Source organism: Marinomonas rhodophyticola, assembly GCF_026113935.1.
In the GTDB taxonomy this organism is placed as follows: domain Bacteria; phylum Pseudomonadota; class Gammaproteobacteria; order Pseudomonadales; family Marinomonadaceae; genus Marinomonas; species Marinomonas rhodophyticola.
Genome location: NZ_JAPEUL010000007.1, coordinates 476,549 through 501,330, shown reverse-complemented (window position 1 = coordinate 501,330; position 24,782 = coordinate 476,549). Strand labels below are relative to the sequence as shown.

33 protein-coding genes are annotated in these 24,782 nt (G+C 39.8%); 19 read left to right on the top strand and 14 right to left on the bottom strand.

Going from position 1 to position 24,782, the window contains the following annotated elements; all coding sequences use genetic code 11:
* Positions 1 to 78: 78 nt before the first annotated feature.
* Positions 79 to 630 (top strand): peptidylprolyl isomerase, encoded by a 552-nt coding sequence (locus tag ONZ52_RS10940; protein ID WP_265218648.1) that lies wholly within the window; start codon positions 79 to 81, stop codon positions 628 to 630.
* Positions 620 to 2,632, top strand: coding sequence for a bifunctional tRNA (5-methylaminomethyl-2-thiouridine)(34)-methyltransferase MnmC2/FAD-dependent 5-carboxymethylaminomethyl-2-thiouridine(34) oxidoreductase MnmC1 (gene mnmC, locus ONZ52_RS10935; RefSeq protein WP_265218647.1), 2,013 nt, complete (start codon positions 620 to 622; stop codon positions 2,630 to 2,632). The genes ONZ52_RS10940 and mnmC overlap by 11 nt, the downstream gene beginning before the upstream one ends.
* Positions 2,633 to 2,700: 68 nt before the next feature.
* On the opposite strand, the gene ONZ52_RS10930 is transcribed toward mnmC, so the two are convergent.
* Positions 2,701 to 3,030 carry a hypothetical protein gene (locus ONZ52_RS10930; RefSeq protein WP_265218646.1) on the bottom strand — a complete coding sequence of 110 codons (330 nt, stop codon included), beginning with the start codon at positions 3,028 to 3,030 and terminating at the stop codon, positions 2,701 to 2,703.
* Positions 3,031 to 3,146: 116 nt separating this feature from the next.
* On the opposite strand from ONZ52_RS10930, the gene cysE reads away from it, so the two are divergent.
* On the top strand, positions 3,147 to 3,962 hold the full coding sequence (gene cysE, locus ONZ52_RS10925; protein WP_265219394.1) for a serine O-acetyltransferase: 816 nt from the start codon (positions 3,147 to 3,149) through the stop codon (positions 3,960 to 3,962).
* A gap of 23 nt (positions 3,963 to 3,985) precedes the next feature.
* Here cysE and ONZ52_RS10920 read toward each other — a convergent pair whose 3' ends face one another.
* Complete coding sequence (locus tag ONZ52_RS10920) at positions 3,986 to 4,222, bottom strand: YheU family protein (RefSeq protein WP_265218645.1); 237 nt, start codon at positions 4,220 to 4,222, stop codon at positions 3,986 to 3,988.
* Entirely contained in the window at positions 4,223 to 5,104 is an 882-nt protein-coding gene (locus ONZ52_RS10915; RefSeq protein WP_265218644.1) for a helix-hairpin-helix domain-containing protein, read from the bottom strand.
* Positions 5,105 to 5,220: 116 nt separating this feature from the next.
* On the opposite strand from ONZ52_RS10915, the gene ONZ52_RS10910 reads away from it, so the two are divergent.
* The 6 genes from ONZ52_RS10910 to ONZ52_RS10885 all read left to right on the top strand — a co-directional run bounded on the left by ONZ52_RS10910 (position 5,221) and on the right by ONZ52_RS10885 (position 11,269).
* Complete coding sequence (locus ONZ52_RS10910) at positions 5,221 to 6,231, top strand: hypothetical protein (protein ID WP_265218643.1); 1,011 nt, start codon at positions 5,221 to 5,223, stop codon at positions 6,229 to 6,231.
* Between the two features lie 226 nt (positions 6,232 to 6,457).
* On the top strand, positions 6,458 to 7,387 hold the full coding sequence (locus ONZ52_RS10905; protein ID WP_265218641.1) for a hypothetical protein: 930 nt from the start codon (positions 6,458 to 6,460) through the stop codon (positions 7,385 to 7,387).
* A 1-nt stretch (position 7,388) separates the two neighbouring features.
* A complete protein-coding gene (locus ONZ52_RS10900) occupies positions 7,389 to 7,613 on the top strand; it encodes a hypothetical protein (protein WP_265218640.1) in 225 nt (74 codons plus the stop codon).
* A gap of 308 nt (positions 7,614 to 7,921) precedes the next feature.
* Positions 7,922 to 9,364 (top strand): site-specific integrase, encoded by a 1,443-nt coding sequence (locus ONZ52_RS10895; RefSeq protein WP_265218639.1) that lies wholly within the window; start codon positions 7,922 to 7,924, stop codon positions 9,362 to 9,364.
* A 10-nt stretch (positions 9,365 to 9,374) separates the two neighbouring features.
* On the top strand, positions 9,375 to 9,902 hold the full coding sequence (locus tag ONZ52_RS10890; protein WP_265218638.1) for a hypothetical protein: 528 nt from the start codon (positions 9,375 to 9,377) through the stop codon (positions 9,900 to 9,902).
* Entirely contained in the window at positions 9,902 to 11,269 is a 1,368-nt protein-coding gene (locus tag ONZ52_RS10885) for a site-specific integrase (protein ID WP_265218636.1), read from the top strand. The genes ONZ52_RS10890 and ONZ52_RS10885 overlap by 1 nt, the downstream gene beginning before the upstream one ends.
* A gap of 174 nt (positions 11,270 to 11,443) precedes the next feature.
* Here the strand turns inward: ONZ52_RS10885 and ONZ52_RS10880 are convergent, their stop codons facing one another.
* Positions 11,444 to 11,827, bottom strand: coding sequence for an MbcA/ParS/Xre antitoxin family protein (locus ONZ52_RS10880; RefSeq protein ID WP_265218635.1), 384 nt, complete (start codon positions 11,825 to 11,827; stop codon positions 11,444 to 11,446).
* Positions 11,828 to 12,377: 550 nt separating this feature from the next.
* Entirely contained in the window at positions 12,378 to 12,443 is a 66-nt protein-coding gene (locus ONZ52_RS25375) for a DUF4113 domain-containing protein (RefSeq protein WP_409419861.1), read from the bottom strand.
* Positions 12,444 to 12,595: 152 nt separating this feature from the next.
* Between ONZ52_RS25375 and ONZ52_RS10875 the strand changes: the two genes are divergently transcribed.
* The 6 genes from ONZ52_RS10875 (at position 12,596) to ONZ52_RS10850 (ending at position 15,791) form a co-directional block, all read left to right on the top strand.
* Positions 12,596 to 13,666 (top strand): DUF6765 family protein, encoded by a 1,071-nt coding sequence (locus ONZ52_RS10875; protein ID WP_265218634.1) that lies wholly within the window; start codon positions 12,596 to 12,598, stop codon positions 13,664 to 13,666.
* A gap of 42 nt (positions 13,667 to 13,708) precedes the next feature.
* Positions 13,709 to 14,176 carry a hypothetical protein gene (locus tag ONZ52_RS10870; RefSeq protein WP_265218633.1) on the top strand — a complete coding sequence of 156 codons (468 nt, stop codon included), beginning with the start codon at positions 13,709 to 13,711 and terminating at the stop codon, positions 14,174 to 14,176.
* 110 nt (positions 14,177 to 14,286) lie between these two features.
* Positions 14,287 to 14,619, top strand: a complete 333-nt coding sequence (locus tag ONZ52_RS10865) for a hypothetical protein (RefSeq protein ID WP_265218632.1) — start codon at positions 14,287 to 14,289, stop codon at positions 14,617 to 14,619.
* 9 nt (positions 14,620 to 14,628) lie between these two features.
* Entirely contained in the window at positions 14,629 to 14,961 is a 333-nt protein-coding gene (locus tag ONZ52_RS10860) for a hypothetical protein (RefSeq protein ID WP_265218631.1), read from the top strand.
* 64 nt (positions 14,962 to 15,025) lie between these two features.
* Entirely contained in the window at positions 15,026 to 15,349 is a 324-nt protein-coding gene (locus ONZ52_RS10855; RefSeq protein ID WP_265218630.1) for a hypothetical protein, read from the top strand.
* 187 nt (positions 15,350 to 15,536) lie between these two features.
* Complete coding sequence (locus ONZ52_RS10850) at positions 15,537 to 15,791, top strand: hypothetical protein (RefSeq protein WP_265218629.1); 255 nt, start codon at positions 15,537 to 15,539, stop codon at positions 15,789 to 15,791.
* 121 nt (positions 15,792 to 15,912) lie between these two features.
* Here the strand turns inward: ONZ52_RS10850 and ONZ52_RS10845 are convergent, their stop codons facing one another.
* From ONZ52_RS10845 to umuD, 6 genes are all read right to left on the bottom strand, one after another.
* A complete protein-coding gene (locus ONZ52_RS10845; protein ID WP_265218628.1) occupies positions 15,913 to 16,296 on the bottom strand; it encodes an MbcA/ParS/Xre antitoxin family protein in 384 nt (127 codons plus the stop codon).
* 86 nt (positions 16,297 to 16,382) lie between these two features.
* Positions 16,383 to 16,640, bottom strand: a complete 258-nt coding sequence (locus ONZ52_RS10840) for a type II toxin-antitoxin system prevent-host-death family antitoxin (protein ID WP_265218626.1) — start codon at positions 16,638 to 16,640, stop codon at positions 16,383 to 16,385.
* 262 nt (positions 16,641 to 16,902) lie between these two features.
* Entirely contained in the window at positions 16,903 to 17,325 is a 423-nt protein-coding gene (locus tag ONZ52_RS10835; RefSeq protein WP_265218625.1) for a hypothetical protein, read from the bottom strand.
* A 69-nt stretch (positions 17,326 to 17,394) separates the two neighbouring features.
* Positions 17,395 to 17,460: a DUF4113 domain-containing protein gene (locus tag ONZ52_RS25370; protein ID WP_428981177.1), complete on the bottom strand. Its 66-nt coding sequence runs from the start codon at positions 17,458 to 17,460 to the stop codon at positions 17,395 to 17,397.
* On the bottom strand, positions 17,457 to 18,665 hold the full coding sequence (gene umuC, locus ONZ52_RS10830; protein WP_428981168.1) for a translesion error-prone DNA polymerase V subunit UmuC: 1,209 nt from the start codon (positions 18,663 to 18,665) through the stop codon (positions 17,457 to 17,459). The genes ONZ52_RS25370 and umuC overlap by 4 nt, the downstream gene beginning before the upstream one ends.
* Positions 18,665 to 19,111 carry a translesion error-prone DNA polymerase V autoproteolytic subunit gene (gene umuD / locus ONZ52_RS10825; protein WP_100637257.1) on the bottom strand — a complete coding sequence of 149 codons (447 nt, stop codon included), beginning with the start codon at positions 19,109 to 19,111 and terminating at the stop codon, positions 18,665 to 18,667. Before umuD ends, umuC begins: the two co-directional genes overlap by 1 nt.
* 178 nt (positions 19,112 to 19,289) lie before the next feature.
* Here umuD and ONZ52_RS10820 point away from each other — a divergent pair, with 178 nt between their 5' ends.
* Positions 19,290 to 19,886, top strand: coding sequence for a hypothetical protein (locus ONZ52_RS10820; protein WP_265218624.1), 597 nt, complete (start codon positions 19,290 to 19,292; stop codon positions 19,884 to 19,886).
* 40 nt (positions 19,887 to 19,926) lie between these two features.
* On the opposite strand, the gene ONZ52_RS10815 is transcribed toward ONZ52_RS10820, so the two are convergent.
* From ONZ52_RS10815 to ONZ52_RS10805, 3 genes are all read right to left on the bottom strand, one after another.
* Positions 19,927 to 20,172 carry a hypothetical protein gene (locus tag ONZ52_RS10815; RefSeq protein WP_265218623.1) on the bottom strand — a complete coding sequence of 82 codons (246 nt, stop codon included), beginning with the start codon at positions 20,170 to 20,172 and terminating at the stop codon, positions 19,927 to 19,929.
* A 65-nt stretch (positions 20,173 to 20,237) separates the two neighbouring features.
* Complete coding sequence (locus tag ONZ52_RS10810; protein WP_265218622.1) at positions 20,238 to 20,675, bottom strand: MbcA/ParS/Xre antitoxin family protein; 438 nt, start codon at positions 20,673 to 20,675, stop codon at positions 20,238 to 20,240.
* A 54-nt stretch (positions 20,676 to 20,729) separates the two neighbouring features.
* Positions 20,730 to 20,882 carry a hypothetical protein gene (locus tag ONZ52_RS10805; RefSeq protein WP_265218620.1) on the bottom strand — a complete coding sequence of 51 codons (153 nt, stop codon included), beginning with the start codon at positions 20,880 to 20,882 and terminating at the stop codon, positions 20,730 to 20,732.
* A 617-nt stretch (positions 20,883 to 21,499) separates the two neighbouring features.
* On the opposite strand from ONZ52_RS10805, the gene ONZ52_RS10800 reads away from it, so the two are divergent.
* The 3 genes from ONZ52_RS10800 to ONZ52_RS10790 all read left to right on the top strand — a co-directional run bounded on the left by ONZ52_RS10800 (position 21,500) and on the right by ONZ52_RS10790 (position 24,779).
* Positions 21,500 to 22,312, top strand: coding sequence for a hypothetical protein (locus tag ONZ52_RS10800; RefSeq protein ID WP_265218619.1), 813 nt, complete (start codon positions 21,500 to 21,502; stop codon positions 22,310 to 22,312).
* Between the two features lie 515 nt (positions 22,313 to 22,827).
* Positions 22,828 to 24,306: an ATP-dependent nuclease gene (locus tag ONZ52_RS10795; protein WP_265218618.1), complete on the top strand. Its 1,479-nt coding sequence runs from the start codon at positions 22,828 to 22,830 to the stop codon at positions 24,304 to 24,306.
* Entirely contained in the window at positions 24,303 to 24,779 is a 477-nt protein-coding gene (locus ONZ52_RS10790) for a hypothetical protein (RefSeq protein ID WP_265218617.1), read from the top strand. The genes ONZ52_RS10795 and ONZ52_RS10790 overlap by 4 nt, the downstream gene beginning before the upstream one ends.
* Positions 24,780 to 24,782: the final 3 nt, after the last annotated feature.

The following is a 24,782-nucleotide window of genomic DNA, read 5'->3' as shown; positions in this document are numbered from 1 at the left end:
GGTAAATTAACAAGGCGTCTTAACACGCCATAACACAACTTATACTATTGCTGACTCATTTAATAAGGAAGTAGCACCATGCGTAAATCTCTTATCACCAGTTTGGCCTTGCTTGCACTTTGCTCACAAGTCAACGCCACTGAAGTCGATATTATTACTAATCAAGGTACCATTCGAGTCGACCTAGAAGACGCCGCCGCTCCTAAAACCGTCGCCAATTTTTTACGCTACGTTGATGAAGGCTTTTATAATGGTACCATTTTTCATCGCGTGATTCGTGGCTTTATGGTTCAAGGCGGTGGGTTCACCAGCGATTTAGAGCGCAAAACAACGCATAAGGCCGTCGCTTATGAAGGCGACAATCAACTGGCCAACAATCGAGGCACATTAGCCATGGCGCGCACCCAAGATCCAAATAGCGCCACATCACAGTTTTTTATTAATCAAGTTGATAATGCTTTTTTAAACCATGGTACTCGTGGCGCAGCAGGCTACACAGTATTTGGTAAAGTGATCTCAGGCATGGAAATAGTGGACGCTATTTCAGCCGTACCAACATCCACCGTCGGACCTTACCAAGATGTCCCAACCACCCCAGTGATTATCGAGAGCGTGACGCGTGTTAACTAGTTACCAACTCTCCCCTCCTGACATCCGTTGGGGAGACGATGGCGCGCCTCACTCAAGCCAGTTCGATGATGTGTACTTTGATAAAGAGTCTGGTCTCGAAGAAACGCGCCATGTATTTATAAACAATAATCACCTGAGTGATCGCTGGTCGTCCATGCAAAACAACACCTTTGTCATTGCTGAGACGGGCTTTGGCACAGGGCTGAATTTTTTATGTGCTTGGCAAGCATTTTTAAACAGCGCAACCGACGATAAACAGCTGCATTTTATTTCGGTGGAAAAGTTTCCAATGACAAAGGCCATGTTGGCCGATGCATTAAAAATGTGGCCTTCCATAGCGCATTTCAGTCAGCCATTAATTAACGCCTATCCTGACGTTTGTCATGGTTTTCATCGCATTGAGCTTGAACAAGGTCGAGTCCAATTAACACTTTGGTTTGGTGAAGCTGAAGACGGTTTTGCAGCGCTAAATGCCGATGTCGATGCGTGGTTTCTAGATGGCTTCGCCCCCAGCAAAAATCCTGAAATGTGGTCTGACAACCTGTTTAAACATATCCATCGTCTTAGCCACCAAGGCACCACGTTCTCAACTTTCACCGCCGCTGGCATTGTGCGCAGAGGATTAAAAAATGTTGGCTTTGATGTCCGCAAAGTAAAAGGCTTTGGACAAAAAAGAGAAATGTCTGTCGGTGAACTCAATACCGCCACAGCGCCATTGTCTGAACGCATGGCACAGGGTAAATCATGGTTCAATCTTCGCTGTGATAAGCGGTCAGAGGTCACTAAAGTATTAGTGGTTGGCAGTGGATTGGCTGGCGCTAATACCGCTTATGCACTGGCCAAACAAGGCATCAAAGTAGAAGTATGGGAACAAGATAACGCCATTGCGGACGGCGCCTCGGGCAACCCACAAGGCATGCTATACCCCAAACTAACAACACAAGACACCTATCTGAACCGCTTTTATCTCGCGGCTTACCTCTATGCGGCCCGACTCTACAACAAACTGGATACGGTGGGCACTTTTTGGGATCAATGCGGCCTTATTCAAATTCCCAAAAATGACAAAGAAGCCGAGCGTTTTCAAAAATTGCTAGACCAGCAACTCTATCCGCAAAGCATTTTACACGCCGCAACAAACAGAAAAGACAGCTTATTATTACCCCTATCAGGCTGGGTAGCACCGAAAAAACTTTGTGAGACACTGTTATCTCACCCAAACATTCAGCTGCGGCTCAATACCAAACTGAAGCAATTGCAATACCTCAGTGAACAACAAGAAAATGGCACGGCAACGGGCTGGCAAGCCGCTTCAACCAGCCACTCCGATGTTTTTTCTCATGTTGTGTTATGCACAGCAAATGATAGCAAAGCCTTCAACGACCTTTCCCATTTGCCTATTTATGCGATCCGAGGACAAGTGTCACAAATGAACGTCAAGGACGCTGTCAATGCGTGCCGACAAAAAGGCGAACCCGCAGAAAAAATCAATATAGACAAAGTATTGTGTGAATTTGGCTATGTTTCACCACCGCTCGAGGGCCTGATCCATTTTGGCTCAACCTATGATTTGAAAGATAAAGATACCGCTGTGCGAGAAGAGGGACACAATAGGAACCTTGCTATTCTCGAAAATCTACTTGGATTAAAAAGCGATACATTTGCAAGCAAAGATTGCGAAGGTAGGGTGTCATTTCGTTGCGCTGTGCCTGATTACACTCCGATTGTCGGCCCGATACAATCGGCAGAGATTTATCATCAGCACTATTCCAGATTGAGCAAAAATGCAAAATGGAAATCTAACAAAGTCGCTGAGCCAAATAAGCAGCTATACGTAAATATTGGTCATGGTTCAAGGGGACTGATTTCGACCCCGCTGAGCGCTTGCTTTATTGCCAGCTTAATCACGGATACCCCCTCACCTTTAGAGCAAAACATTAGCCACAAGCTGCACCCAAGTCGTTTTATCATTCGCGACTTGAAACGTAGTCAAAATACATAGCGCTACCACTGCACGCCATTTCTATGCAAAATGAATTGGATGCAGTGGTCTCTTATGTGACCCGTCGGTTACGACTCAAAGAGCTCGCAGGCGCTTGGAATAAGCTCCACAAATCGGCTAGAGGTTTGTGGGCGAAACACATACTTGTTAAGCTCTGGCAGCAATATACGTAACTTATCACTCAACTGCAGTAAGCTTGGGTTAATTGGCTCATAAGGATAAACATGATCCTGTAAGCTTAGCTTATGCAATTCATCAAGCTCGTCTTGCAGTATGCTTTTCATCGCAAAAAAGCGATCTTTTTGATTAATATCGTTGGTCTCCCAATAAGCATCAGAAAACGCGGCATTTAATTCATAAAAGATATGCAATGCATCAGCAACATTTTTTTTAGACATATTATCTCCATCTTTTTGAGCAATCTTCACATTGCCCCTTGTATTGTTTAACCCTAACCTTATAACCTACATTCTAAACGTGAATTGATATAGGTGAATACCCCTTGAGTACAACAATCCATCATGTCGTGACTTCTGACAATTTATGGCAATCTTTGCAAGCAGAAGCCAAAAAACTTGCACTAGACGAACCTATTTTAGCCAGTTATTTCAATACAACTATTTTACGCCATGATTCGTTGTGTTCCGCTTTAAGCTTTTTGCTGGCTAGCAAGCTGGATAGCATATCAATTCCCGCTATGGTATTACGAGAAGTATTTGAAGAAGCCATGGCAGATCCCCACTCTGGCATTGTCCGGTGCATCGAGCAAGATATTTTGGCCATAAAAGAACGAGATGCGGCGTGTGATACGTTTACCACCCCACTGCTGTTTTTTAAAGGCTTCCATGCTTTACAGACCTATCGTGTTGCCAATTGGCTTTGGAAGAACAACCGCAAAAGCTTAGCCCTGTATTTACAAGGACAAATGTCCATGGTGTTTAGCGTCGACATTCACCCAGCCGCAACCATAGGCTGTGGCGTCATGCTAGACCACGCCACCGGTCTTGTAGTGGGTGAAACCTGTGTGATTGAGGACAACGTCTCTATTTTGCAATCCGTCACTTTAGGCGGCACAGGGAAAGAACACGGCGATCGTCACCCTAAAATACGGTCCGGTGTACTTATTGGCGCAGGCGCGAAGATTCTTGGCAATATTGAAGTCGGGGAAGGCGCGAAAATTGGGGCGGGTAGCGTCGTACTAGAACCTGTCGAACACCATACGACGGTTGCTGGCGTACCTGCGAAAATTGTAGGGCGCAACACCGGTGAAGAGCCATCCAGAGTCATGGATCACAACATCAATCATTGCGTTCGAGATTGCGTGGAATAATCAGATTAAGAATAACTACGATCTTAGAAGAGATCGTAGTTATTCAACTCACTTTTCGGAATCATCTTAATGGTTTCGCTTTCTGTATCAAACAGCAATACAGCGTCCCCATTTCGCAACGATCCTAACGCCTGTTCACGCTTCTGAGCCACAGATAAATCATAATCACCATAATCGGTGCCATCACGGGAAACAATATCATCCAAAATAGTTTCTAACGTGTCTGGGGCCAACGAATCGTAAGGTATTAAAGTATCCAATTATATTGCTCCATGTTGACTCAGCAGGGCAATAACCCCCGCTTCGTCAATGATTGGTACATTAAGGGATTGGGCTTTGGTGAGTTTCGAACCCGCTTTTTCACCGGCGACTAAGCAGTCTGTTTTCGCCGATACAGAACCACTGACTTTAGCACCTAATGCCTGCAATTTATCCTTTACTTGATCACGACTAAATTGACTTAAAGAACCGGTTACCACGTAGGTTTTGCCAGAAAGTGGCAATTCATCCGTTGATACTGGCTGCTTTTTCTCCCAGACCACCCCAGCCGCTAGCAGACCTTTAATGGTCTCTCGATTTAATTCTTGATCAAAAAACAGCCTAACGTGTTGCGCAACGATAGGTCCCACATCCTCCACTTCAACCAGAGCATCTTGATCGGCCGCCATCAAATCATCCAGCGCGGTGAAGTAAGTCGTTAAGGCGCGAGCCGTCGCTTCGCCTACCTCACGAATGCCTAGCGCATAAATAAAGCGGTTAAACTGTGTATTCTTTGCCGTCTCAATGGAGGCAAGCAGCTTCTCGACCGATTTCTGCCCCATGCGTTCCATCGCTAACAGAGTGTCTTTTTTCTCACTGAGAGTAAAAATATCCACCGGCGTTTTAACCAGTTCTTGGTCCACCAGCTGTTCAATCAACTTATCGCCCAAACCATCAATGTCCATGGCTTTGCGAGAAACAAAATGCTTTAGGGATTCTTTTAACTGCGCCCCACACACTAAACCGCCAGTACAGCGAATAACAGCTTCGCCTTCTACTTGCTCTAAGTCGGAACCACACACAGGACATGTTTCTGGAAACACCACCTCTGTCGCGTCAGCGGAACGTTTGTCTAAGACGACCTGAACGACTTTCGGTATCACGTCAAAGTGTCACTTTTGAATCATCTTTCATTTTACATAAATATCTGAATTTTTTAAGTTATTTTTAATTTATATCCTACAATTAACTTATTGAAAGTTTCAAAAAGGTAACTAAATTGTCTACTAAACTTAAACTTGAGCAACTATCAGTTCATCTGTCACATGAATCATTCAGAATTATAGAGGACTATACTGATAGCTTAAACCTAGTAAGAAAGCGCGAAGTCATAAATCTATTAGATTCATACATTGAAGCTCTCAGCGAGAATATAAGAAAAAATGACAGTTCAGGACTTCTGAGAGATTTCAAACATATTCGAACTCATCTTTGCCAGAATTTCGTAAGATTAACGGTCTTAAACAAATTAAACCATCTCTATAACGTAACCAAAGCATTAATAGAAAAAGGCGCCATTGCTAGCATATCCCCCCTCCCTGACAAGCCCAATACAACTTCGACATATGAAACGTATAAGAATCAGGTATTACCAATCGAATTCTTAAGTAAGGTTAAAAAAAAGACACTTAGTTCTGATGAAATTTTCTACGATACGCTATCAAGAACCTGCTCAACAGAGATAGCACAAAGACTTAAAGAGCATGTATATCAATTCAAATATGTAAAACTACATAGAAGACCATTAAATATTTTTTTAAATTTTATTTCAGCTGAGCATCCTAGATGGTACGAAAATCCAATAATAATAGAAGAATCATTACGCAAGTTCCGAAATAATCTTCTGAAAAATCTCTCTAGACAAACTGCTTATGGACAATTCCAGCACGTAAAAAATTCTATCATTGTCTTACGTGATCATGACCTTATACCAAAAGAAACAGACTTTCCTGACAACCTAAGAAGATGTACAAAAACAGAGAAAGCAAGATTAGATAACCCAATTTTATGTGCAACTAATATTTACGATGAAAGAGAGAAAGAGTTATTCAAGAGCACAACTTTTTTCATAAAAGATTTGTCATCTGAAATTGAATACAACTTAAAATTATTACTCAAAGAAGCAAGGAAAATAGTCTTTGAAGGCTATCGTAATTATAAAGATCAAAAACGCTTAATATCAATTAGTGAAAAAAAGAATTTCTTAAGCATCCTGAGCTTAAAGTCTTGAAAACCAGAAGTTATAGAGGTAAAAAACAAATAAAATTTGAGACAAATCCTTTCCTAAGAAATAGCGACTCAAAATCAAAAAAACAAGAATAAGTAATCTTATTGCTTACTTCGATCATTTTTATGAATGTTTCATAAATGGTACAGTGAACCATAATATAAATGATCTTGTGTGCACTAATGAAGTTAAGCAATCTCTTGGCTTAACAACTAGGTTAGCATCTGCTATGCAAATCATTATTGTTGAAGAACTAGGAATAAATCCATATTCGCTCTACAAGGTGAAAGTAAATACGGATGTTAATGGGAAAGAGCTAGTACAAGTAACCGATGAAGGCTCTGTAAGACTAAGGGCTTTAAAGCCTAGAGCCAGACAGTCCAAAACAAGAAGTGCCCATGGCTCTTTGATAAATCCAATAGATATTTTAGAAGACGATATAGATGCTGCAACTTGCCTAAAAATGGCTCTTGAGATGACTGATCGAGCAAGAAAGTTTACCTCAAAACAAGAACTTTGGTTATGCTCATCAAAGGAAGGAGTTCAAAATCCAGTACCTGAAACTTTTCAGAATGAATTTAATAAAATAAGAACAAAGGCAGCACTAAAATGTGAACTATTGAATTCAGCTACACTAAAAAAAATTCGCTTTTCTAAAGGGGTTCTCATCTATTTAAACTCCAATGGAGACTCTCTAAAGACCGCTCAATACTTTGGAAACACCGTTAAAACAACTCTCGCAAGATATGTCCCAGACTACATCACCGAACTAGTTTATAGAGTAAAAATCAGATCTTTCCAACATATACTCTTGTTCATGGCTGTAGCTCATGATGAATCACCATCAGATTCACTTGGAATATCTATCGAGAATTTTTCAAACCATGTAAAAAAAGCTTTTGAAACACCAGGTATGGGAGGAGTTCTATATAACAGCCTATTAACACAAAAGTCTGACTGTGAAACCATTGAGCTTAAATATTTTTGTGTATCTCTTAAAAATATAATGCTGGCATTGAAATATGCAAAAGAAGGTGATGACCAAAACCTTAAAGATGATTGTCTAGCTGCAATATCTAAAATCTCAGAAGGACCAATCATTATGAAACAACTCCTTAGGCAAGCACAGAAAAACCTTAATATTAAAGAGGACAATTAAGATGGAAAATACAGGACTCAATCCGTATAAAGAGCTATATGATCCAGATTATTCCGGAAATATAAATGAAGTAGATTGCTATCCAAAGCCTACTTGGATGATTAATGAAAGTGTATTCGACAATACTTGGGAGCTTTCGAGAACTGGTTATGACATTGAGAATTTCAAAAAAACAACTCTAGAAAACTATCATTTTCTAAAGAAACCTCTTCAAATGAGTTATTAACGGACAAAATAAATCAACCTTTACTTGATGATTTAAGAAACAGCCTACTTTACTTAAATACTAAAGGAAAAATTTCAAGACCAGAAAGAGCCGCTGATATACTATCAACTGCATGCCACCTAATAAAACATGCAAATGAATTACAAGAATTAAATAAAAAGAAACCTATAAGAAGTTTAGCTGAAATTAGCTTTAATCACCTTAAAAGCTACTTACTATCTTTTAAGGTAGAACGAAATGTTTTTGAAAACTCTTTAGATTTTATATTAAAAAACTATGATTATAAAAACAAAATAGACTGGAACTCATTGAAAAAATCACAAAAACTAACAACTAGACAGCTATATAGTTTGAAAGATAAGTTAACAAAGCACTTAGATTTGGAAAAAAGAGATTTAAAATTAGAAAATCGTTATATAAAGCTATACTCAAATGCTTGCACAATAGAATTCGACATAGATCAAAATTTAGAACCAAAAGCTAAAACCATATCTAACGAAATATCTAAACTTCATTCGCTATTCCTCGCGCGCCCTAGCCAAAAATATAAATTCAGGCATGCATCTCAAGATCTTTTTTCCAGCGGAAATAACCTCTTCGAAGAAATGGTTGAATCGAATAAGACCGCCCTAATTCCGGTTAATATCGCACTACATTCAATATCGTCGGCACTTCACTTTGCTCGCTCTTATGGAACAGCGCTTAGGGAATACATATCCGCATTGAGTGAAACTGAAAATACATTAATCAATTCTCATTGTGTAAAAAAACACCATCATTATTTAAATAAATATCAAAGTATAGCTTATGAAAAAACTCCCATTCCAAAATCACTTAAGAATCTAAAAATTCGTTCTTGGCGTAATGGAAATAACATTAATATAAACACTATTAATAATGGGATAAGTATACAACTAGCAGTGAAGCTATATATAGCTTCTATTTGGATACTGATTGCCAGTGTATCTTCAGCCAGATCAAAATCACTTCTTACACTTAAGCGTGACTGTTTCAAACAATCACCAATAGATGGGCTATTTGATCTAGTTTTAAGGATACCTAAAACCTCAGAAAGATGGGAACTTGAAGAGGTAAATAGGCCAATACCAGACATAATATACGATTACGGGTTGGAGTTTGCTGCATTTGTTTGTGAAATTGAAAATAGGCGAAATTTTGTTAATGATGATGGTGATGCATTTCTCTTTAGTCGTATTCTTAATACACGTTCAATATCTGCTTTTACCAATGACCAGGAAGTAAGCCATCTTAATTGGTCATTAAGTGATGATTTCGTAAATAATTGTTTAGATATTTTTTTTGATTGGATTGAATCTCCATTGATTAATGGTAAAAGATGGTATGTCAGAACACATCAATTCAGAAGATTCTTTGCTGTTTTATATTTCAATTTTACAGATGGAGAAGGACTTGATGAACTGTCATGGTTTATGGGGCATGCTAACTTAGATCAAACATTCCACTATGCTGAAGTAGCTCCAACTGATGAATGGATTGAGGAAGCAGAAGTTACTATTGCCAAAATTGGAGCTTCTTTAAATAAGGAAATAAATGCTGATGATGATATTAAAGAAATAATTTATGAAGCTAGAAAAACCTCAAAAATATCAATTATCATAGAACCCCTTGTCAAGAGATTGATTTCTGAGCACAAAGAAAAATATCAGAAAGAAGTTAGATTTTTAAGAATTGATGGTGAGGGAATTTTCTTTTACTTCACTAAAAAATAGGATTTAAAAAATGACAAAATACATAATTGGTGAAACATCATCAGCGGTTAAAAATAAAAAGAAATCTATTACGATTTCAATGGCAAAAAAAACTGAACTTTTAGATTTAATTAATTCACATACAGATATTTTTAAAACACTAGATATGAAGGGGGACTTAATATCCGAATCATCGGTGCACAAATGGAGTGACAATGATCTAGGGGTTATTTCGTATTCATGGAATACTGCACATGCTGAACACAACAAAAAACAACTTAATTTACTTTTAAACTCTATTAAAAAAACAAACAATAGGCTTTCTAATGATAAAAATAATAAGAAAAAAATATTAACAAATAGATCGACTGATAAAATAACAAAAAAACTCAGACAAGAAAACGAAGAGCTTAAAAAAGCACTTGCAGAAGTATATCGTGCTTACATGCATCTAGTCGAAAACTTTAGTGAGGACCAGATAATAGATGATGCGATTAGAAAATTGATCTTAGATCAAGTGAAAATACTTGGGAAACAACGTATTTGGGAAATTATATAATGTCTATTGTCGTTATAGCTGACCAACCAAACCTTGGGGATATCTTAAATAGTGGCAGAATGGCTGAAAAATCGAAATGTAAGCTTCCAATGATAATTTCTAACGGTGGAAGTTTTGATTGGAATGCAAACTCATTTCTCACTAATATTGGAGGTGGTGCAAGTCTATATAACATCAAACCTCTTGCAGGTACGGTCGTTAAAAAAGCATACAATTTGAATTTATTTTGTTCTTTTCTAGAGCATGAAAACACTAGTATTTATGATGTAAACGATACTACTTTATACGAATATGTTGATCATCTAAAAGGAAGGGGAATATTTGACGATACGATAATAAAGCACACTAGGTTAGCTCTTGAGTACATAGTCTATTTATCTAATATAAAACCAGAAGCAATGCTAGCCTCAGATGGGAAATTAAACACAGGAAAATATCAAGTACACTATCAGAGAAAAAGAGTAAAAAAAGGCAATATTGAAATCCCATACCTTACACATCACTGCCTTGAAGGCTTAATTCATATTAGTACTGATGGAGATTTCATTCGCGACCATGAGGTAGAGATGTGGCTTGATGCCATTAATTGCACCTCTTTCCACCCTGAAATCAATGAATTTCTTATAAGTAGGTGGCAAGCTCTCACTACTTTGCTTGATATAACAGGCTCTAGAATCACCGAGGTGCATCAAATTACGAGATCCATGATCAAGCTCACAGCATCAAGCCTACTTAGCAGCAATAAACAACCTATCATTAGAAATATACCTATTGTGAAAGGTAAATACAAAGGTAAAAAGCGAGAGGTGCAAACAACGAATGAAGATATCCAAATTCTTCTTTGGCACATTGAAATGGTAGAAAGTATGTTTCCTGATATTAGCCACGATGCTATATTTGTTGACTCAAGAAATGGCCAGCCACTTAAGGCAACGTACTTAAAAAATTATGCCAAGAAAGTTATTAACGAAAGCAAATACTGTGACGATCTCAGACATGTTTCTAACCATTCTTTCCGACACAGATTCATTACTCTCAACATAGCAAAATCAATCAAGAAGCTATCTGAATCTGGCAGTTTTCATAATATATTAACTGTTGCTGCAAACGCATGTCGTAAAATTACTATGCATGCATCCAATGATACTTTATCAAGATATATCCACCTCGCTAATGAAGTTAATGACTTTACCTCAAAACAAAGCATCAAAGAAAACCAAGTTTCATTTCATATAAAAGTTAGAATAAAAAATATGATTAAGATTACTAACTCTTTAGAATCTAAAGAAATTGATAAAAATGAGGCACTTGATTTACTACTAAAATCTTTATCTGAACTATCTACACTTAACCCCAAAATTAATTAATTTTGCCTTGATACAAGTGATTATAAAGCATTAATAATAGTAAAATGTTTTTGATAATTTTATATATAAAATTAAAATCAGAGCCTAAACAATACTAATCACGTCTGAGTTCGTTACAAGCAAAAAATCCAACTTGTAATTATTTGCAGTTTATCTGATCGCTACACAGCTGATTTAAACAACAACCCCGTGGCTAATCTGCCCTAAAAGATCTCTTACTCTATTTATTCCTTCTTTAGTAACCATAATCGACTCTGGTGACTTACCACCTAACGCTAGTGCAGGTGCTTTAATCCATGATGTCCATTTGTCTTCGTCCCCAAACAGCTTTAGGCCCAATTGATGAACCCTTTCATTCAGCGCTATCATTTCAGATGCTTCAACTGCTTCTAAAATAGCGGCATAGGTGTCAGCAGGAACACAGTAAAATACGGGGTTACCATCCTTCATTACAGCAACTGGGCTGTCTTTTGAATCATTCATAACAAGATCAAGACTGCCCTCAACATCATGAATATCAATGCATTTTTCGGCATGATTTTTTCGTTTAGTGCCCATATCTCTCCCTCGATATAACTTTTAGGTACAATTATGACTAACATGAAAATCCTAGAAAGCTAAGTTTTTATAACAGCACTCTACTTCGAAAATGATTTCTTACCTTCATAAAGTCGTCAACTGAATGGTTCTCTAGCATGAACTCCTTAGCTGATTTACCATTAAAAGTAGGGAGATTAATTGGTTTTTCGAAAAAATCATAGCTATATCCACTTGGTTCACTCAAACGAATCATCTTATCAATACTCGCTAGCAGCGCCAATTTATCAATAGTTTCTAGGTCTAATTGAAAACTCCCACTTATGTGTGCTGTTTCTTTCCATTTATACCAAGTTGGAACAGTAATACTACCAAGAAGGGTACATATTTGTTCATCAGATAAATCCCAATATTCTTGGAGACATTGCCTCTCTAGTCACAAAAAAACACTTGCTATTATTTTGTCTTCTGATGCCTTAGTGTCGTTTTCATTCATGGAACACCTCTCAATCAATCATAATAGTTTGATTTCTTTTAACTAATCGCCTATTTCTATTTTCTGTATTTTGAATTAAAAAAACTTTGGTAACTCATCCCACCTCGTCGTATACCCTGACCATAGGTGTTCTCGTTTCATTGACCATTGTAGTGATACGCCTGCGAGGTGAAGAAGACGTTACCGAGGCAAAATCGACAGTTATCGACGTAAAGCTTAGCCAATCAACTAAGTATTATGCTATATAAATATTACTGCGATTATCTATCGCTCATTTCTATAAGGAAAGTCAAATGCAAATAGACGGACATCATACCCTAACTTATGTCGTAGCCCGTTACGCTGGTGTCGATCATGATACGGCCGAGAAGGTTGCCTATTCGGCACAATATGTAGATGAAGCAACAAATGATTCACAAGTACATTTTGATAATGGTGCAATGTACGATCGAATTGTTTCTGCACATAAAATGCTCGACTATCGGAATACACAAAAACTAGATAACAGCTTAGTTTGGATACCATTTCATTTTTTACCAGGTAATGCTGGGCTTCCCTCAAATGACAATCCAAAAGGGAGCTTCATAAATAGATTAATATGTAAGCCAGACAGTCAAGTGTCTCGAGACATGTTAAAAATGGTGGCTCAACATTGGCAACGACCATATGCGACTCAAATGATGGGAATCGCTATGCATGTCTATGCTGACACATTCGCGCATCAAGAGTTTGCAGGGGTTATTCATGAAGTCAATCGGGTCGATGAATTAGACTCTACCTCTTCTAGTCTTTTGCAAAAAGTCACAGATAAGTTAGTAAGTTATGGAGTATCCGAATCTTCGCCACTTGGACACGGTGCAGCTCTTTCATTTCCCGATCGCCCTTATACTTCTTGGAAATATAAAAATGGATTGGGAGAGGTAATTAAACGAAATAATAAAGAAATATTTTTACAGGCAGCAGATGCAATGTGCAAGGCAATGCAATGCTGGGTGAAGAAAGATTCCACAATGAATATTGATAATCAACCAGGTTTAACACAAAAGCAAAGATCTCTTATTGAACACGCTCTAATTACAATTACTGATGATAGCGGAGAGATTCGTCATAAAGAATGGTTGAAGTGGCTTAAAGAGGACAAGTTCAATCTTGGATCTGTTGACTTAAATTTTGAAATCGATGGTGAGGCGAGCTGGAAACATAAAGCTAGAGGCGAAGGTAGAAAAGTCAACGGCGACCTCAAATACCCATATTCCGAGTCATTCCTAACATCAGATTGGAAATACTTTCATGATGCATTAAAAACCTATCGGCTGGAGGTTATTCGAGATGTACTCCCAAGCTACGGCATTTGTGTTGCTTAGCCTCCGAGAAATACACAATAAATAAAAAGAGCCTCATAATCTATGAAGTTTGTATATCAAAGAGTACTGCTCGTTCTAGTGGCATCAGTTGTCCTAGCTGGCTGTGCATCCAACAAGTCACTGATTTTAGTTAAAAACTACGCCCAACAATCACAAGAAGTTGAAGAAGCACTCCTAAAAGAGTACGAAAAAACTCAAGAAGCACGTATAGACGCTATGCTAGCACAAGCATCTAGGGAAGGTATTTCCAGTAATAACTTGGTAGTTCAACGGATAAATAATCAAGGACAAGTTGCGTTACTTCAGAACCTACTTTCTTTTTCACAAAGCGTATATATTCTCTCTTCTGATAATTACGATGATGAATTAAATTCATATTCTGAACAACTTAATTCCTCCCTTTCATCAATTTCAGAGCTTTCCTCTAATCAAGCGTCCGAAAACTCAAAGATTGAGTTAGTCTCAACAGCTATAAATGCTTTAGCACGAGCCTCGTACGGAACGAGCTAGATACCAAAATCTAAAGGAAATTCTGATAGGTTCCCATGACTTAATACAAAGTTCATTTCAATCTCTTAGTAATGAGGCTCGAGTCATGGGAAATGATCTCAAAAGTGTCAATGGAGAAAGAGCTTCGAACTCGACTGTACCTGCTGAACAACCCTGATCGTTGTGAATTAAACAATATAGCAAGATGCGCTACACTCTCCCATTCATTGGAAGAGCGTATTGAGGCCTATAGAAAAGCCTACACCTTAAAATCGAAAATCAGTGCACTGAGTGTTAAATTCGAAAACTTACGAAGCTCTTTAAAAGCTGTTCAAAATCTCAATTCCGTGCTTGTTAAGTCACTAAGTCAAGATGGCGAGTTTTCAAAAGAATCTCTGACGAGTGCATTTGAAATAACAAAAGCACAACTAAAAAAACTAAAAGAATTCCAAAATACACTATAGGTCACATGCATGAACGAAACACATGAAAAAACCCAAGCAGAGATTCAATCCTTGTATGATGAGCTTCAAGCATATCTCAACTCAACCATAGCAAGCCCTGAGCTAGAACACCTTTATCAAAGGTGCGATCAACTAGGTGAAAAGTTAATCGATTTTCGTATAGCTCTGATCAGTAATAATTCCATACTTAACCAAACTAATATCGCTGATTTAGATACTTTATTGGTAGAAGTAACTGCTGCAAGGTCGAATATTCAAAAAGATGTATCAACACTAAAAACAGTGTCACAGGTAGCTAGCTTAATAGATAAGGTGCTAGAGAAGTTAATCAAGATCGTATGATTTAAATTTCGATCTTTAGCTCCTCGCAATAATGGCCTCAATATCGTTTTTAAACATATTTAATGTGGTGGCTGCAAGCGAGGAGGAAGCACTGAGTCTAAAGGCCCAAGCAGAATTAATTGGTATAATCCGTGATATGGCGGCTAAAAATGGCTGGTCACATATCGAGGTCTGTGCCGAGGGAGACAGAATTATGATTAAGCGGGCGAAAAACGAAGTAAATGAAAATCGAATAAGTGAAGCAGAACTACTTGAAGGGCTAGATTCCCATACAGCTCACGCAGATGAGCTGTTTCTTAATGTGGATCACGAACTCGCTGAAGCCCTAATAGATCAACTCAATGAGTTAGAGCTGTCTTTTATTGTTCGATCTCGTAAAGACGCTTAAGAGACACACAGAAAGGGGAGTAAACCGTTCCAGACAAAAGCGGACCCCGACTTTATGACAGACCGAAAAGATATCGTTGAAGATGTTGGGCGATTTGATCCAGATTGATTGAGCGGTTGTCTAGTCGATAGCTAAAACCAAATATCAACCAAGCCTCAATTAATCCTAGCAACCATAGGTAAATGAAATGTCAGTGACAAATGAAATAACACAAATGGCCAAAGCCATAGTATCCCAGTTGCCTATTCTGAATGGTATATCTAACTCTGATGAGCACCAACAAGCCCTCATACTTTTAGAAGACTTGATAGAACACTATGATGACAACCTGATCATCATTGAAGCTTTGAGCAATGTTATTGCTCGATATGAAGATGAGTCAGCCGATTTTGATGCTTTCAATAAACGACAAATAGCTCTTAATTCAGCAGCTGAAAACTAAAAGCATTGATAGATCAAGGCCCAGCTAGTATCAATCAGGTCTGAGTCCGTTACGAGCAAGAAATATGACGTGCTATTTGCCATCATCTTAACCTTTGATATCAAATAGCTACACTGTTTACTTAAACTATAACCCCGTGGACAATTTTTCCCAAAAGGTCACTTACCCGCTGCATTCCTTCTTTAGTCCCCATCACTGATTCGGGTGACTGACCATTTAAGGCTAAGGCAGGGTTTTTCATCCATGATGTCAATCTGTCTTCGTCACCAAACAGCTTTAGACCCAATTGATGAACCCTTTCATTCAGCGCTCTCATTTCAGATGCTTCAACTGCTTCTAAAATAGCGGCATAAGTGTCAGCAGGAACACAGTAAAATACGGGGTTACCGTCCTTCATTACAGCAACTGGGCTGCCTTTTGAATCATTCATAGCAAGATCAAGACTGCTCTCAACATCATGAATCTCAATGCATTTTTCGGCATAATTTTTTCGTATAGTGCTCATATATCTCCCCTAACATGACTGATAAGTACAATGATGATCAACTGTCTAGAAAACTAGGTCCATACCAGCTATCAGGATAAATGAACCTATAGTTCTTCACTTATCTGCTGCATATGGTCATTCACAGAGCTATCAAAATAGTGTCCAGCCTCAATATCAGTCCTAGCTTCTAGTAAGGCAATCTCAAGCTCATACTCTCTGAACTTAGCGTATTTATGCAAATCCATCACTACATATGTATTTCTACCTCGGACGGATATAATCACTTCTTCATCTTCTAACAAACCGGCCTCAACAGCAGCCACACCCTTAGCTTTTAAGTCACTAGCAGTAACAACCCACATAAGCTCACCTCTTTTTTCTTACGAATAGTGCTATTAAAAGTACAGTCTGAACTTCCCATACTTTACTAGACCTCCAAAGTATGAACACCTAAAAAAACCACAAAAAATGACTCATCATTGTTCTAGTATTCCAATTATATGCAATTATATTTTTTCTTATAAATTATATGTTTTCTTATAATTGGGCACTTTTCGCTAGAAGTAAGACGACACTTCAGCAACAGGCGCAACTTTAGACTCACTCAAGACTAGATCAAGATTTTTATAACAACACTCTGCTTTGAAAATAATTTCTTACCTTGAGGAAATCGTCAAGTGAAGGGTTCTCTAGCATAAACTCCCTGGCTGATTTGCCATTAAATGTCGGATGATGTATTGGCCTTTTGAAAAAATCATACTTAAAGCCAGGTGGTGAACTTAGGTGAATCATCTTGTATATACTTACCAGCATCGCCAGTATATCAATAGTGTCTTGGTCTACTTGAAGGCTGTCATTAATCTGTGCGGTCTCTTTCCATTGATTCCAAGTTGAAACCGTAATACCACCTAGAAGAACACACATCTGTTCATCTGATAAGTCCCAACGCTCTTGTGTACATTGTTCCTCTAGCCATAATACAACCGTTGCTATTATCTTGCCTGCTGACTCTTTACTGGCATTTTTATTGGTACCTTCATCATTCATGGAACACCCCGCCATCACTATCATTTAAATTTTTAATTCGTCGCTGATTTCCATTTTCTACATTTCGAGTCAATACACTTTCGGTAACTCATCCCACCTGGTCGTATACGCTGGTGATAAGTGTTCTCTTTTCATTGACCATTGTGGTGACACGCCTTGAGAGGCAAAAAAACCTTGCCGAGGCCGCTGTGGTTGATTTTGTCCACGACACTCATTAATGCTTTTGAGTTGATTTTTGTATTATCTGCTTGGAATAAATCTTGCTGAAAAGCGCCATGTTCATAAAAATCCGCCAACATTACACCGCCTTTGGCGTAGCGATAACCTGAGCGATAGATGCGACGAAACAGCACGTCGGCCACTTCTAATAAGTCTCGCGTGTCGTCGGTTGGGTTAGGCAGTTCTGCAGACAGAGTTTTCGAATACTGCGGTTCGTTTGGAATGAATGGACTGGTACGAACAAACACACTCACCACGCGACAAAAGCGTTTTTCACCGCGTAATTTCTCGGCGGCTCTGGTTGTGTACTTGGCAATTGCTTCCCGTAGTTCGCGCTTGTCTGTCACTTTATGGCCAAATGAGCGACTGCAAATGATTTGCTGCTTTGTTGGCCTGACCAATTCCAAATCCAAACACGACACCCCATTCAACTCTCGAATGGTTCGCTCCAATACCACAGAAAACTCGCTTCGAATCGATTTAGGGTCAGCATTCGCCAGATCCAATGCAGTGTTGATTCCTCTCTTCTTTAGCTTTGCCGTGGTGCGACGGCCAACACCCCAAACGTCACTCACGTCAACCAACGCTAATAAACGCTTTTGCCTGTCTGGGTACATCAAATCCACCACGGATCCCGTGGCTGGATATTTCTTAGCCGCATGGTTAGCCAACTTCGCTAATGTTTTGGTTGGCGCAATGCCGACACCAACAGTAATGCCCGTCCACTGATCGACCTTGGCCTTTACTTGTTGGCCGAATGCCAGCAAATCCGTCACATGATCCACACCGGTTAAATCCATAAAAGCTTCATCGATGGAATACACTTCCAGCCGTGGCGCTTCCTCTTCTAAGATGGTCATTACCCGATTCGACATATCCGCATACAAAGCATAATTCGACGAAAAGCACACAATGCCGTGCTTTCTTATCTCGTCCTGAACCTGAAACATCGGCACGCCCATCTTAATGCCCAGCGCCTTCACCTCTTTGGAACGCGCAACAATACAGCCATCGTTATTTGACAGAACTACGACAGGCGTGTGTTTTAAATCGGGACGAAACAACTTCTCGCAACTGGCGTAGAAATTATTGCAATCAACCAAGGCAAAAACCGTCTTCATCAACCGCGCTCGTACTTACGAACCACGCCCGTCACCACACCGAAGATTTCCAATTCGGACTCTTCGGTAATATGAATCGCTTTGTAGGCTTTATTCTTCGGGCGAAGCAACACATTGGGCTTCAGCTCCAACGTCTTCACCGTCATTTCCCCATGAATACAAGCAATTACAATATCCCCATGACGCGCGGTTAACGAACGATCCACCACCAACACATCACCCGAATGAATGCCCGCCTCAATCATCGAATCACCCTGAGCACGCACATAAAACGTCGCGTTCGGATGCGCCACACAAAACTCATTTAAGTCTAAAGATTTTTCAACAAAGTCCTGAGCAGGCGAAGGAAACCCCGCCGACACCGAATCCACATACAAAGGGATTCGCACACTATTGGCCGCGATAAACGCCGCCGACTCAGACACACCAAGATAAGTCACACGCATGATTAACACCAAAATACTGTATAGATATACAGTATAGTTTTAGACAGCGGGAATGACCAAGTGAATTTTTGTAACAGGTAGGATTTCCGGTTTTGCGACCAAAAATGAGGTGGGATTTCAGGAATGACGAACGTTAGGGTAAAGTAGCGAGATCAACTATTTACACACGGAAGACGCCATGTTCAAGACAGCCAAGAACACAATAAAGAAAGCAGCTAAAGACCAAGTCGAGTTTGTTGGAGCCATTTTGACAGGCGTGTTTGTAGGGTCGATTTTCACCTTGGCATACATCAAATACTGGGACACAAGCAAAGTGACCTTTGCCGATATAGGTGGAATGCTGGCAGGTGCTGGGACAATAGGTTTATTAGCACTTGCCTTCAGAGCAAGAACTGTGTGGATGGATCAAATAAAAGCGCAAGATAAAAGCGATAGCATTAAGCAATATCGAAATACGCATCGTGAGCTGATGTCAATCATAATAAAAATCGCTGTTTTCAATAACGATACGACCAAAATTCAGAATACAAACGAATTCGATGATAACCACCAAAAACTACAGTATTGCTTTGATAGCTTCCAGTATGATTTTTTAAAACTAACAACCCTTTATACAACTCAAAAAACACACGGCTTGCTAACACTAAAGTTAGCGCAAGACATGACATTATTTGATAAAAAACGCTTAGAATTCAAAGATGTCATAGAAAAAAGGCTTGAAATTATTAAAATTGAGGAAGAGTTTCTAAGAGAACTCTTCACAACACGTACATAATAACCCACCAAGGGGCTTTCGCCCCTTTTTCTTCCCTGTTCTAACCCTCTCCGAAGTGTCGGCCTGTGGCGTTTTTGACGCGTTCGATGGTTTGGTCGACCCATGCGGGGTTGGTTTGGATTCTGGCGAGTTGTTGTTGGTAGTTTCGGATGGTTTGGATCATGGCCATGATGTCGGTGGCGGATACGACGGCGATGCTTTCGGTTATGCCTAAGGATTTGGCGACATCGTTAATGAGTTTGAGCTTTTCGTCGTCTTGGATAGGTTTCTTGGGGACCTTGGGCAAAGGAACTTATCAATTGCAGATTTAACGTGGGAGAAGTAAGCATTATTGACGAGTCAACCTCTTCGTCACATATACTCTCCAAATTCCATTCGTCGAAGCACTTGGCGCACAACTTCACGACCAGAGTGAGAATCGATCATGTTCACTGGAATCTCCCCTCCAAGGGCAGGAATAGACGAACGCATCCATTCTTTTGCCAAATCTATTGATTCATAAATTTTTGCAGCTTGGATATAAACTCGTAGCAGGTCAATCAGATTGTCCGTCGCAGCAGAAGATAAGCGTTTGGTTTGATAACGCTTACTTAAATTTGAAGTGGTACCGATTGATCGAGCAATCAACTCTTTTTCCCCTATAAAATCTGTAATCGCCTTCAATTGATCACCACTAACCCTCGATCGAACAATCGAAAAATACCCAATTGGCGACATAATATCTACATTGGGAAATACATTGTTGATAGTATCAAGTGAAAAATTTTTCATAATTACAGGCGATTTCATGGGCCATCCATCAGCTATTCTTTTAATCATATTGAACACACTAGACCACTGACTTTAATAAAATTGAGACTCCAAATAGTCTTGCAGCTCTTCAATTCTTTCAGCCATCAGATGCTGCTTCTCTAAAGGAATTTTAGAAATATCCTCAAAAGTGATTGATTTAACAGCAAGAAGAAGCTTTAGACAAAAGTAATTATGAGTAGTCATCTTTTCAATCCTTGAATAAATTATAAACAATGGCAATTTTCCATCCATAAGCGGTATCTACCGTTTCGGTAGGTTTATGTTAGTTTTTGTAGAACCCTACTTCCAGTCCTTATCTCAGTTTCCTATACGGCGGACACTACAAATACTATTAAAAAATAGTCTTAACCTACAATAATGTAGACCAATTTTATAAAAAAATCTAATTTCATTGGTTGTTCCTAGATGTTTAACATTAAGAGGTGTCTAGTAAATAAAGCCTGGGAAGTCCAGACATAACTAATGAATTGTCCTTTTATTGATGGTAACTTACATCAATTCTAGAATTAATATGTGTGGTTAAAATGAAAGGTATCGTAAGCGACGACAAAATCTCAAATTTTAGAGATTTAGTTAATTCTAACTCAAAGTTCGTTTATCAGATTTACAAAGACAAAGGCGGCAAGAACCTCTTTAACCTCGTTTGCTCTTGTATGGATTGGATCAGTGTTTCAGTGCGACACTTAGAGAATGCGCCGGAGTTTGATTCCAACATAGACGTAAAGTGTATGCAGGTCTATTCCCTCATATCATCTATTGACCTAGTCTCAGCGTCAGTAACCCAACTTCATAGAGTTTTTGTGAATGAACAAACAGAACCCTTCAAGGGTGAGAAGAAGAGTTTTGTTAAGCGTCTATTTGAACATGAAGATGACAACACCTACTTTAAGACGCTAAGAGCCAGCTTCGGTGCTCACCCCGTCTCGTTGAATCAATCTAACTCGAGACGCTTTGCTAGTTGGCCGTTCAAGAGCCACTTAAACAATGCTGATTTAACAGTTCACTTATACAGTAGAGAAATTGGTGAAGAAGATTTAACTCTGAATATCTACATAAGTGAGTTATTGAAATTTCTCACAACTCGCTATGACTATCTTGAAGTGATTGCTGAAAAGGTTCAGAGCTTGTTTGAAGAGTATCAGACAGCCCTTTCAAAACAGATCATTGAGGCTAAATCCGATCCGTTAGAACAGCTCTATGTTCTAAGAACTGAATCAGAAATGCGGTTGGATAATGAGTATTATAATAGTGAGATTGATGACCTGATTATGATATTTGAAGCAAAAGTGACTGATGCTGAACTTTTGCATCTGGCTGATTCGTATAAAGAATCACTCCTACCTACGATAGAAGAAATTAAGACCAATCTACAATCAATGAACATCGTTGATTTAGAAGCTGGTTCTGATGTGAAAAGTAGTTCAAACTTTGGTAGAGAATTAGGCTATGAACTGCCAAAGTTCTATACTTGGATTCATTCGGGTAGATATGATCCGCTTTTCGATTACTACTTTGAAAGATTCAATACCGTTACTAAGGGCAAATTTAAGTTCTGTAAAAATGATGATAGAAAGCTTACATTTCTAAAGGTGAAACTGATGTTAGCTACGTAATCATCTTCCCATAAACTGAATAAGTCTTAACTTTATCTGTCAGGTTCGATTAACAATACTCAATCTAATCTGACAGTTGGCAACTGTGCCAGCAACGCATAACCTCTCAAACCACGTTAGGCAGTTTGCCCTACTTTTTCTAATATTTAGCGAGAAGAAAGTGGTGCCCCTGTTCGCTTCATTTGAGCTAGAGGAGTTGATGCCGTCAATTCTAGATAAAGCCATTAAGGGAGAGCTAGTGTGATGACTTTGCCTGCTCCCACCTTGGCATACGACGTCAGTGCTTCGATGTCTGGAGATGACTATCGTAAAGTCTGGAAACAGCTGTCAGGGGCATAACTCACCTGATAACACTGCTTAGAAGCGACTTCAACGTTGCTTTTATTACGGCCCCCCCAAGGTGGCCGTTTTTGATCCAGTAACCGAGACGCGATCACATGGCCGTGCTTTGTCAGTTGAAAGTTTGCAATAGAAGCCCCATCTAATCTGAGGGTATTTAGGAGAGGAGACCTGCTGTGCATATCGAGAGAATAAATCTACATAACTTTAGAAGCTTCGGACCAGAGAGTCAGAGCATAGCTGTCGATCCCGATCTAACCACCTTGGTCGGAGCAAATGGTGCTGGGAAAACGGTCTTGATGCAGGCCTTGCAGCGAATGTTCGGCATATCCAACGAACAGCGGGCAATTCGTCGTCAGGACTTCCATATTCCATCTTCAGAAGAGGAAATTCCACGTCGTCGAACTCTCACGCTGGAGGCCATCATCGCATTCCCTGAATTGGATGATGATGGCGAAGATCACTCTGTGATACCAGACTTCTTTCACCATATGAGCGTGACAGATGAAGGTGGCAAATTGAAATGCCGTTTGCGCTTGGATGCAGAATGGGAAGATGATGGCTCAATAGATGGCTATATTACTACCCAGTTCCGCGCGGTTACTACATGGGGTGAGCCAGGCAACGCTGATTTTCATAATGTACGTCCGGCGGATCGCTCTCGAATCCAGTTGATTTACGTACCTGCTACACGGTCAGCAGTTTCTCAGGTATCGGTCTTTCTGAAAAGTCGACTTTGGAAGGCTATTAACTGGTCGGAACAAGTTCGGTCATCTTTTACTCAAAAGGCCACAGAGCTGAACGAATCTTTTGAAGGTGAAAATGCGATCAGTACAGTTACCGGAAAGCTCACAGAGCGTTGGCAGGAGCTGCACTCTGCTGGAACTGATAGTACACCGAAATTTCGTCCGGTCGACCTCCGCTTTGAAGAATTTATTCGTAAGGTAGAGGTACTGCTGCACCCAGATGAAAGTGGTCGGGATCGGAGCATCGGTGAGCTAAGTGATGGCCAAAGTTCGCTGTTTCACATCGCCATGACTTCAGCCACTCTCGATGTTGAAACCGAGATCTTAGCCCAACCAGAGAGTGAAGATTTTCTTGGTGCAGACTTGCACTTGCCCTCGTTGACTATTTTGGCGCTTGAGGAGCCGGAGAATAACCTAGCCCCATACTATCTATCTCGAATCATAAGCCAGATCAGCAGCCTAGTGCATGGCTTGAGAGCACAAGCAGTACTATCTAGCCATTCGCCGAGCATTCTCGCCAGAATCCAACCAACGCAAGTAAGGCACTTCAGGTTAGCAACAGAATCAAAAACCACTGTTGTTCGTCAACTGACTTTACCCGAAGAAGAGAATGAAGCTGCAAAGTACATCCAGCAAGCGGTGAGAGCCTATCCAGAGTTGTATTTCGCTAGGGTCGTGGTTCTCGGGGAGGGGGCTTCCGAGGAGGTAATTCTTCCTGCTATATCAGAAGCTATGGGCATACCAATTGATAAATCTTTTGTCGCCATGGTTCCATTAGGGGGCCGCCATGTAAACCACATGTGGCGTTTGCTAACAGACTTACAGATCCTTTTATCACATTACTCGATCTGGATTGGGGCCGGCACGGCGGTGGCTGGGGAAGAATTAAGAATGCAGTTGCCAAATTGATAGAGTATGGAATCGACCCAAGTGAGATATTTGGGCAAAACCTCAATCCGTTAGGGTACCAACATAACCTTGCTGCATTTGATAATGATCCGGTTTCAGATTGGAATAACATTGATCAATGGGTTCAATGGCTCAGGTGGCACAAAGTTTATTTTTCAAGCCCGTTAGACATTGACTATTCAATGTTGAAGGCTTTTCCTGACCAATATCGAGTTGCCCCAGATGAAAGTTCTAATGGACCATCTATGCGTGGTGATCCAGGCAATGCTGTTATGGGAGATGAAGGGCACCCTGACTTATACTCGGATGATGTACTTAACTTGCGCTGGTACAGATATCTGTTCTTAGGAAGAGGAAAACCAAGTACGCATATTCGAGTGCTTGGCTCTATTCCGCCAGATCAGTTGGCTCAAAACGCGCCAGAAGAGCTACGAGCTTTAGTTCAATTTATTCACACAACCCTTCAAAACTAGGAG

What these genes read in the sequence shown, in the direction of transcription:
- ONZ52_RS10930 (WP_265218646.1), bottom strand. Translation starts at nt 3,030, where the DNA reads ATGTCTAAAAAAAATGTTGCTGATGCATTGCATATCTTTTATGAATTA.
- ONZ52_RS10890 (WP_265218638.1), top strand. Translation starts at nt 9,375, where the DNA reads ATGACAAAATACATAATTGGTGAAACATCATCAGCGGTTAAAAATAAA.
- ONZ52_RS10820 (WP_265218624.1), top strand. Translation starts at nt 19,290, where the DNA reads ATGTTCAAGACAGCCAAGAACACAATAAAGAAAGCAGCTAAAGACCAA.
- ONZ52_RS10860 (WP_265218631.1), top strand. Translation starts at nt 14,629, where the DNA reads ATGAACGAAACACATGAAAAAACCCAAGCAGAGATTCAATCCTTGTAT.
- ONZ52_RS10900 (WP_265218640.1), top strand. Translation starts at nt 7,389, where the DNA reads ATGGAAAATACAGGACTCAATCCGTATAAAGAGCTATATGATCCAGAT.
- ONZ52_RS10845 (WP_265218628.1), bottom strand. Translation starts at nt 16,296, where the DNA reads ATGAGCACTATACGAAAAAATTATGCCGAAAAATGCATTGAGATTCAT.
- umuC (WP_428981168.1), bottom strand. Translation starts at nt 18,665, where the DNA reads ATGAAGACGGTTTTTGCCTTGGTTGATTGCAATAATTTCTACGCCAGT.
- ONZ52_RS10880 (WP_265218635.1), bottom strand. Translation starts at nt 11,827, where the DNA reads ATGGGCACTAAACGAAAAAATCATGCCGAAAAATGCATTGATATTCAT.
- ONZ52_RS10870 (WP_265218633.1), top strand. Translation starts at nt 13,709, where the DNA reads ATGAAGTTTGTATATCAAAGAGTACTGCTCGTTCTAGTGGCATCAGTT.
- ONZ52_RS10885 (WP_265218636.1), top strand. Translation starts at nt 9,902, where the DNA reads ATGTCTATTGTCGTTATAGCTGACCAACCAAACCTTGGGGATATCTTA.
- ONZ52_RS10865 (WP_265218632.1), top strand. Translation starts at nt 14,287, where the DNA reads ATGGAGAAAGAGCTTCGAACTCGACTGTACCTGCTGAACAACCCTGAT.
- ONZ52_RS10835 (WP_265218625.1), bottom strand. Translation starts at nt 17,325, where the DNA reads ATGAATGATGAAGGTACCAATAAAAATGCCAGTAAAGAGTCAGCAGGC.
- ONZ52_RS10905 (WP_265218641.1), top strand. Translation starts at nt 6,458, where the DNA reads ATGCAAATCATTATTGTTGAAGAACTAGGAATAAATCCATATTCGCTC.
- ONZ52_RS10940 (WP_265218648.1), top strand. Translation starts at nt 79, where the DNA reads ATGCGTAAATCTCTTATCACCAGTTTGGCCTTGCTTGCACTTTGCTCA.
- ONZ52_RS10805 (WP_265218620.1), bottom strand. Translation starts at nt 20,882, where the DNA reads ATGACTACTCATAATTACTTTTGTCTAAAGCTTCTTCTTGCTGTTAAA.
- ONZ52_RS10840 (WP_265218626.1), bottom strand. Translation starts at nt 16,640, where the DNA reads ATGTGGGTTGTTACTGCTAGTGACTTAAAAGCTAAGGGTGTGGCTGCT.
- ONZ52_RS10875 (WP_265218634.1), top strand. Translation starts at nt 12,596, where the DNA reads ATGCAAATAGACGGACATCATACCCTAACTTATGTCGTAGCCCGTTAC.
- ONZ52_RS10850 (WP_265218629.1), top strand. Translation starts at nt 15,537, where the DNA reads ATGTCAGTGACAAATGAAATAACACAAATGGCCAAAGCCATAGTATCC.
- ONZ52_RS10810 (WP_265218622.1), bottom strand. Translation starts at nt 20,675, where the DNA reads ATGAAATCGCCTGTAATTATGAAAAATTTTTCACTTGATACTATCAAC.
- umuD (WP_100637257.1), bottom strand. Translation starts at nt 19,111, where the DNA reads ATGCGTGTGACTTATCTTGGTGTGTCTGAGTCGGCGGCGTTTATCGCG.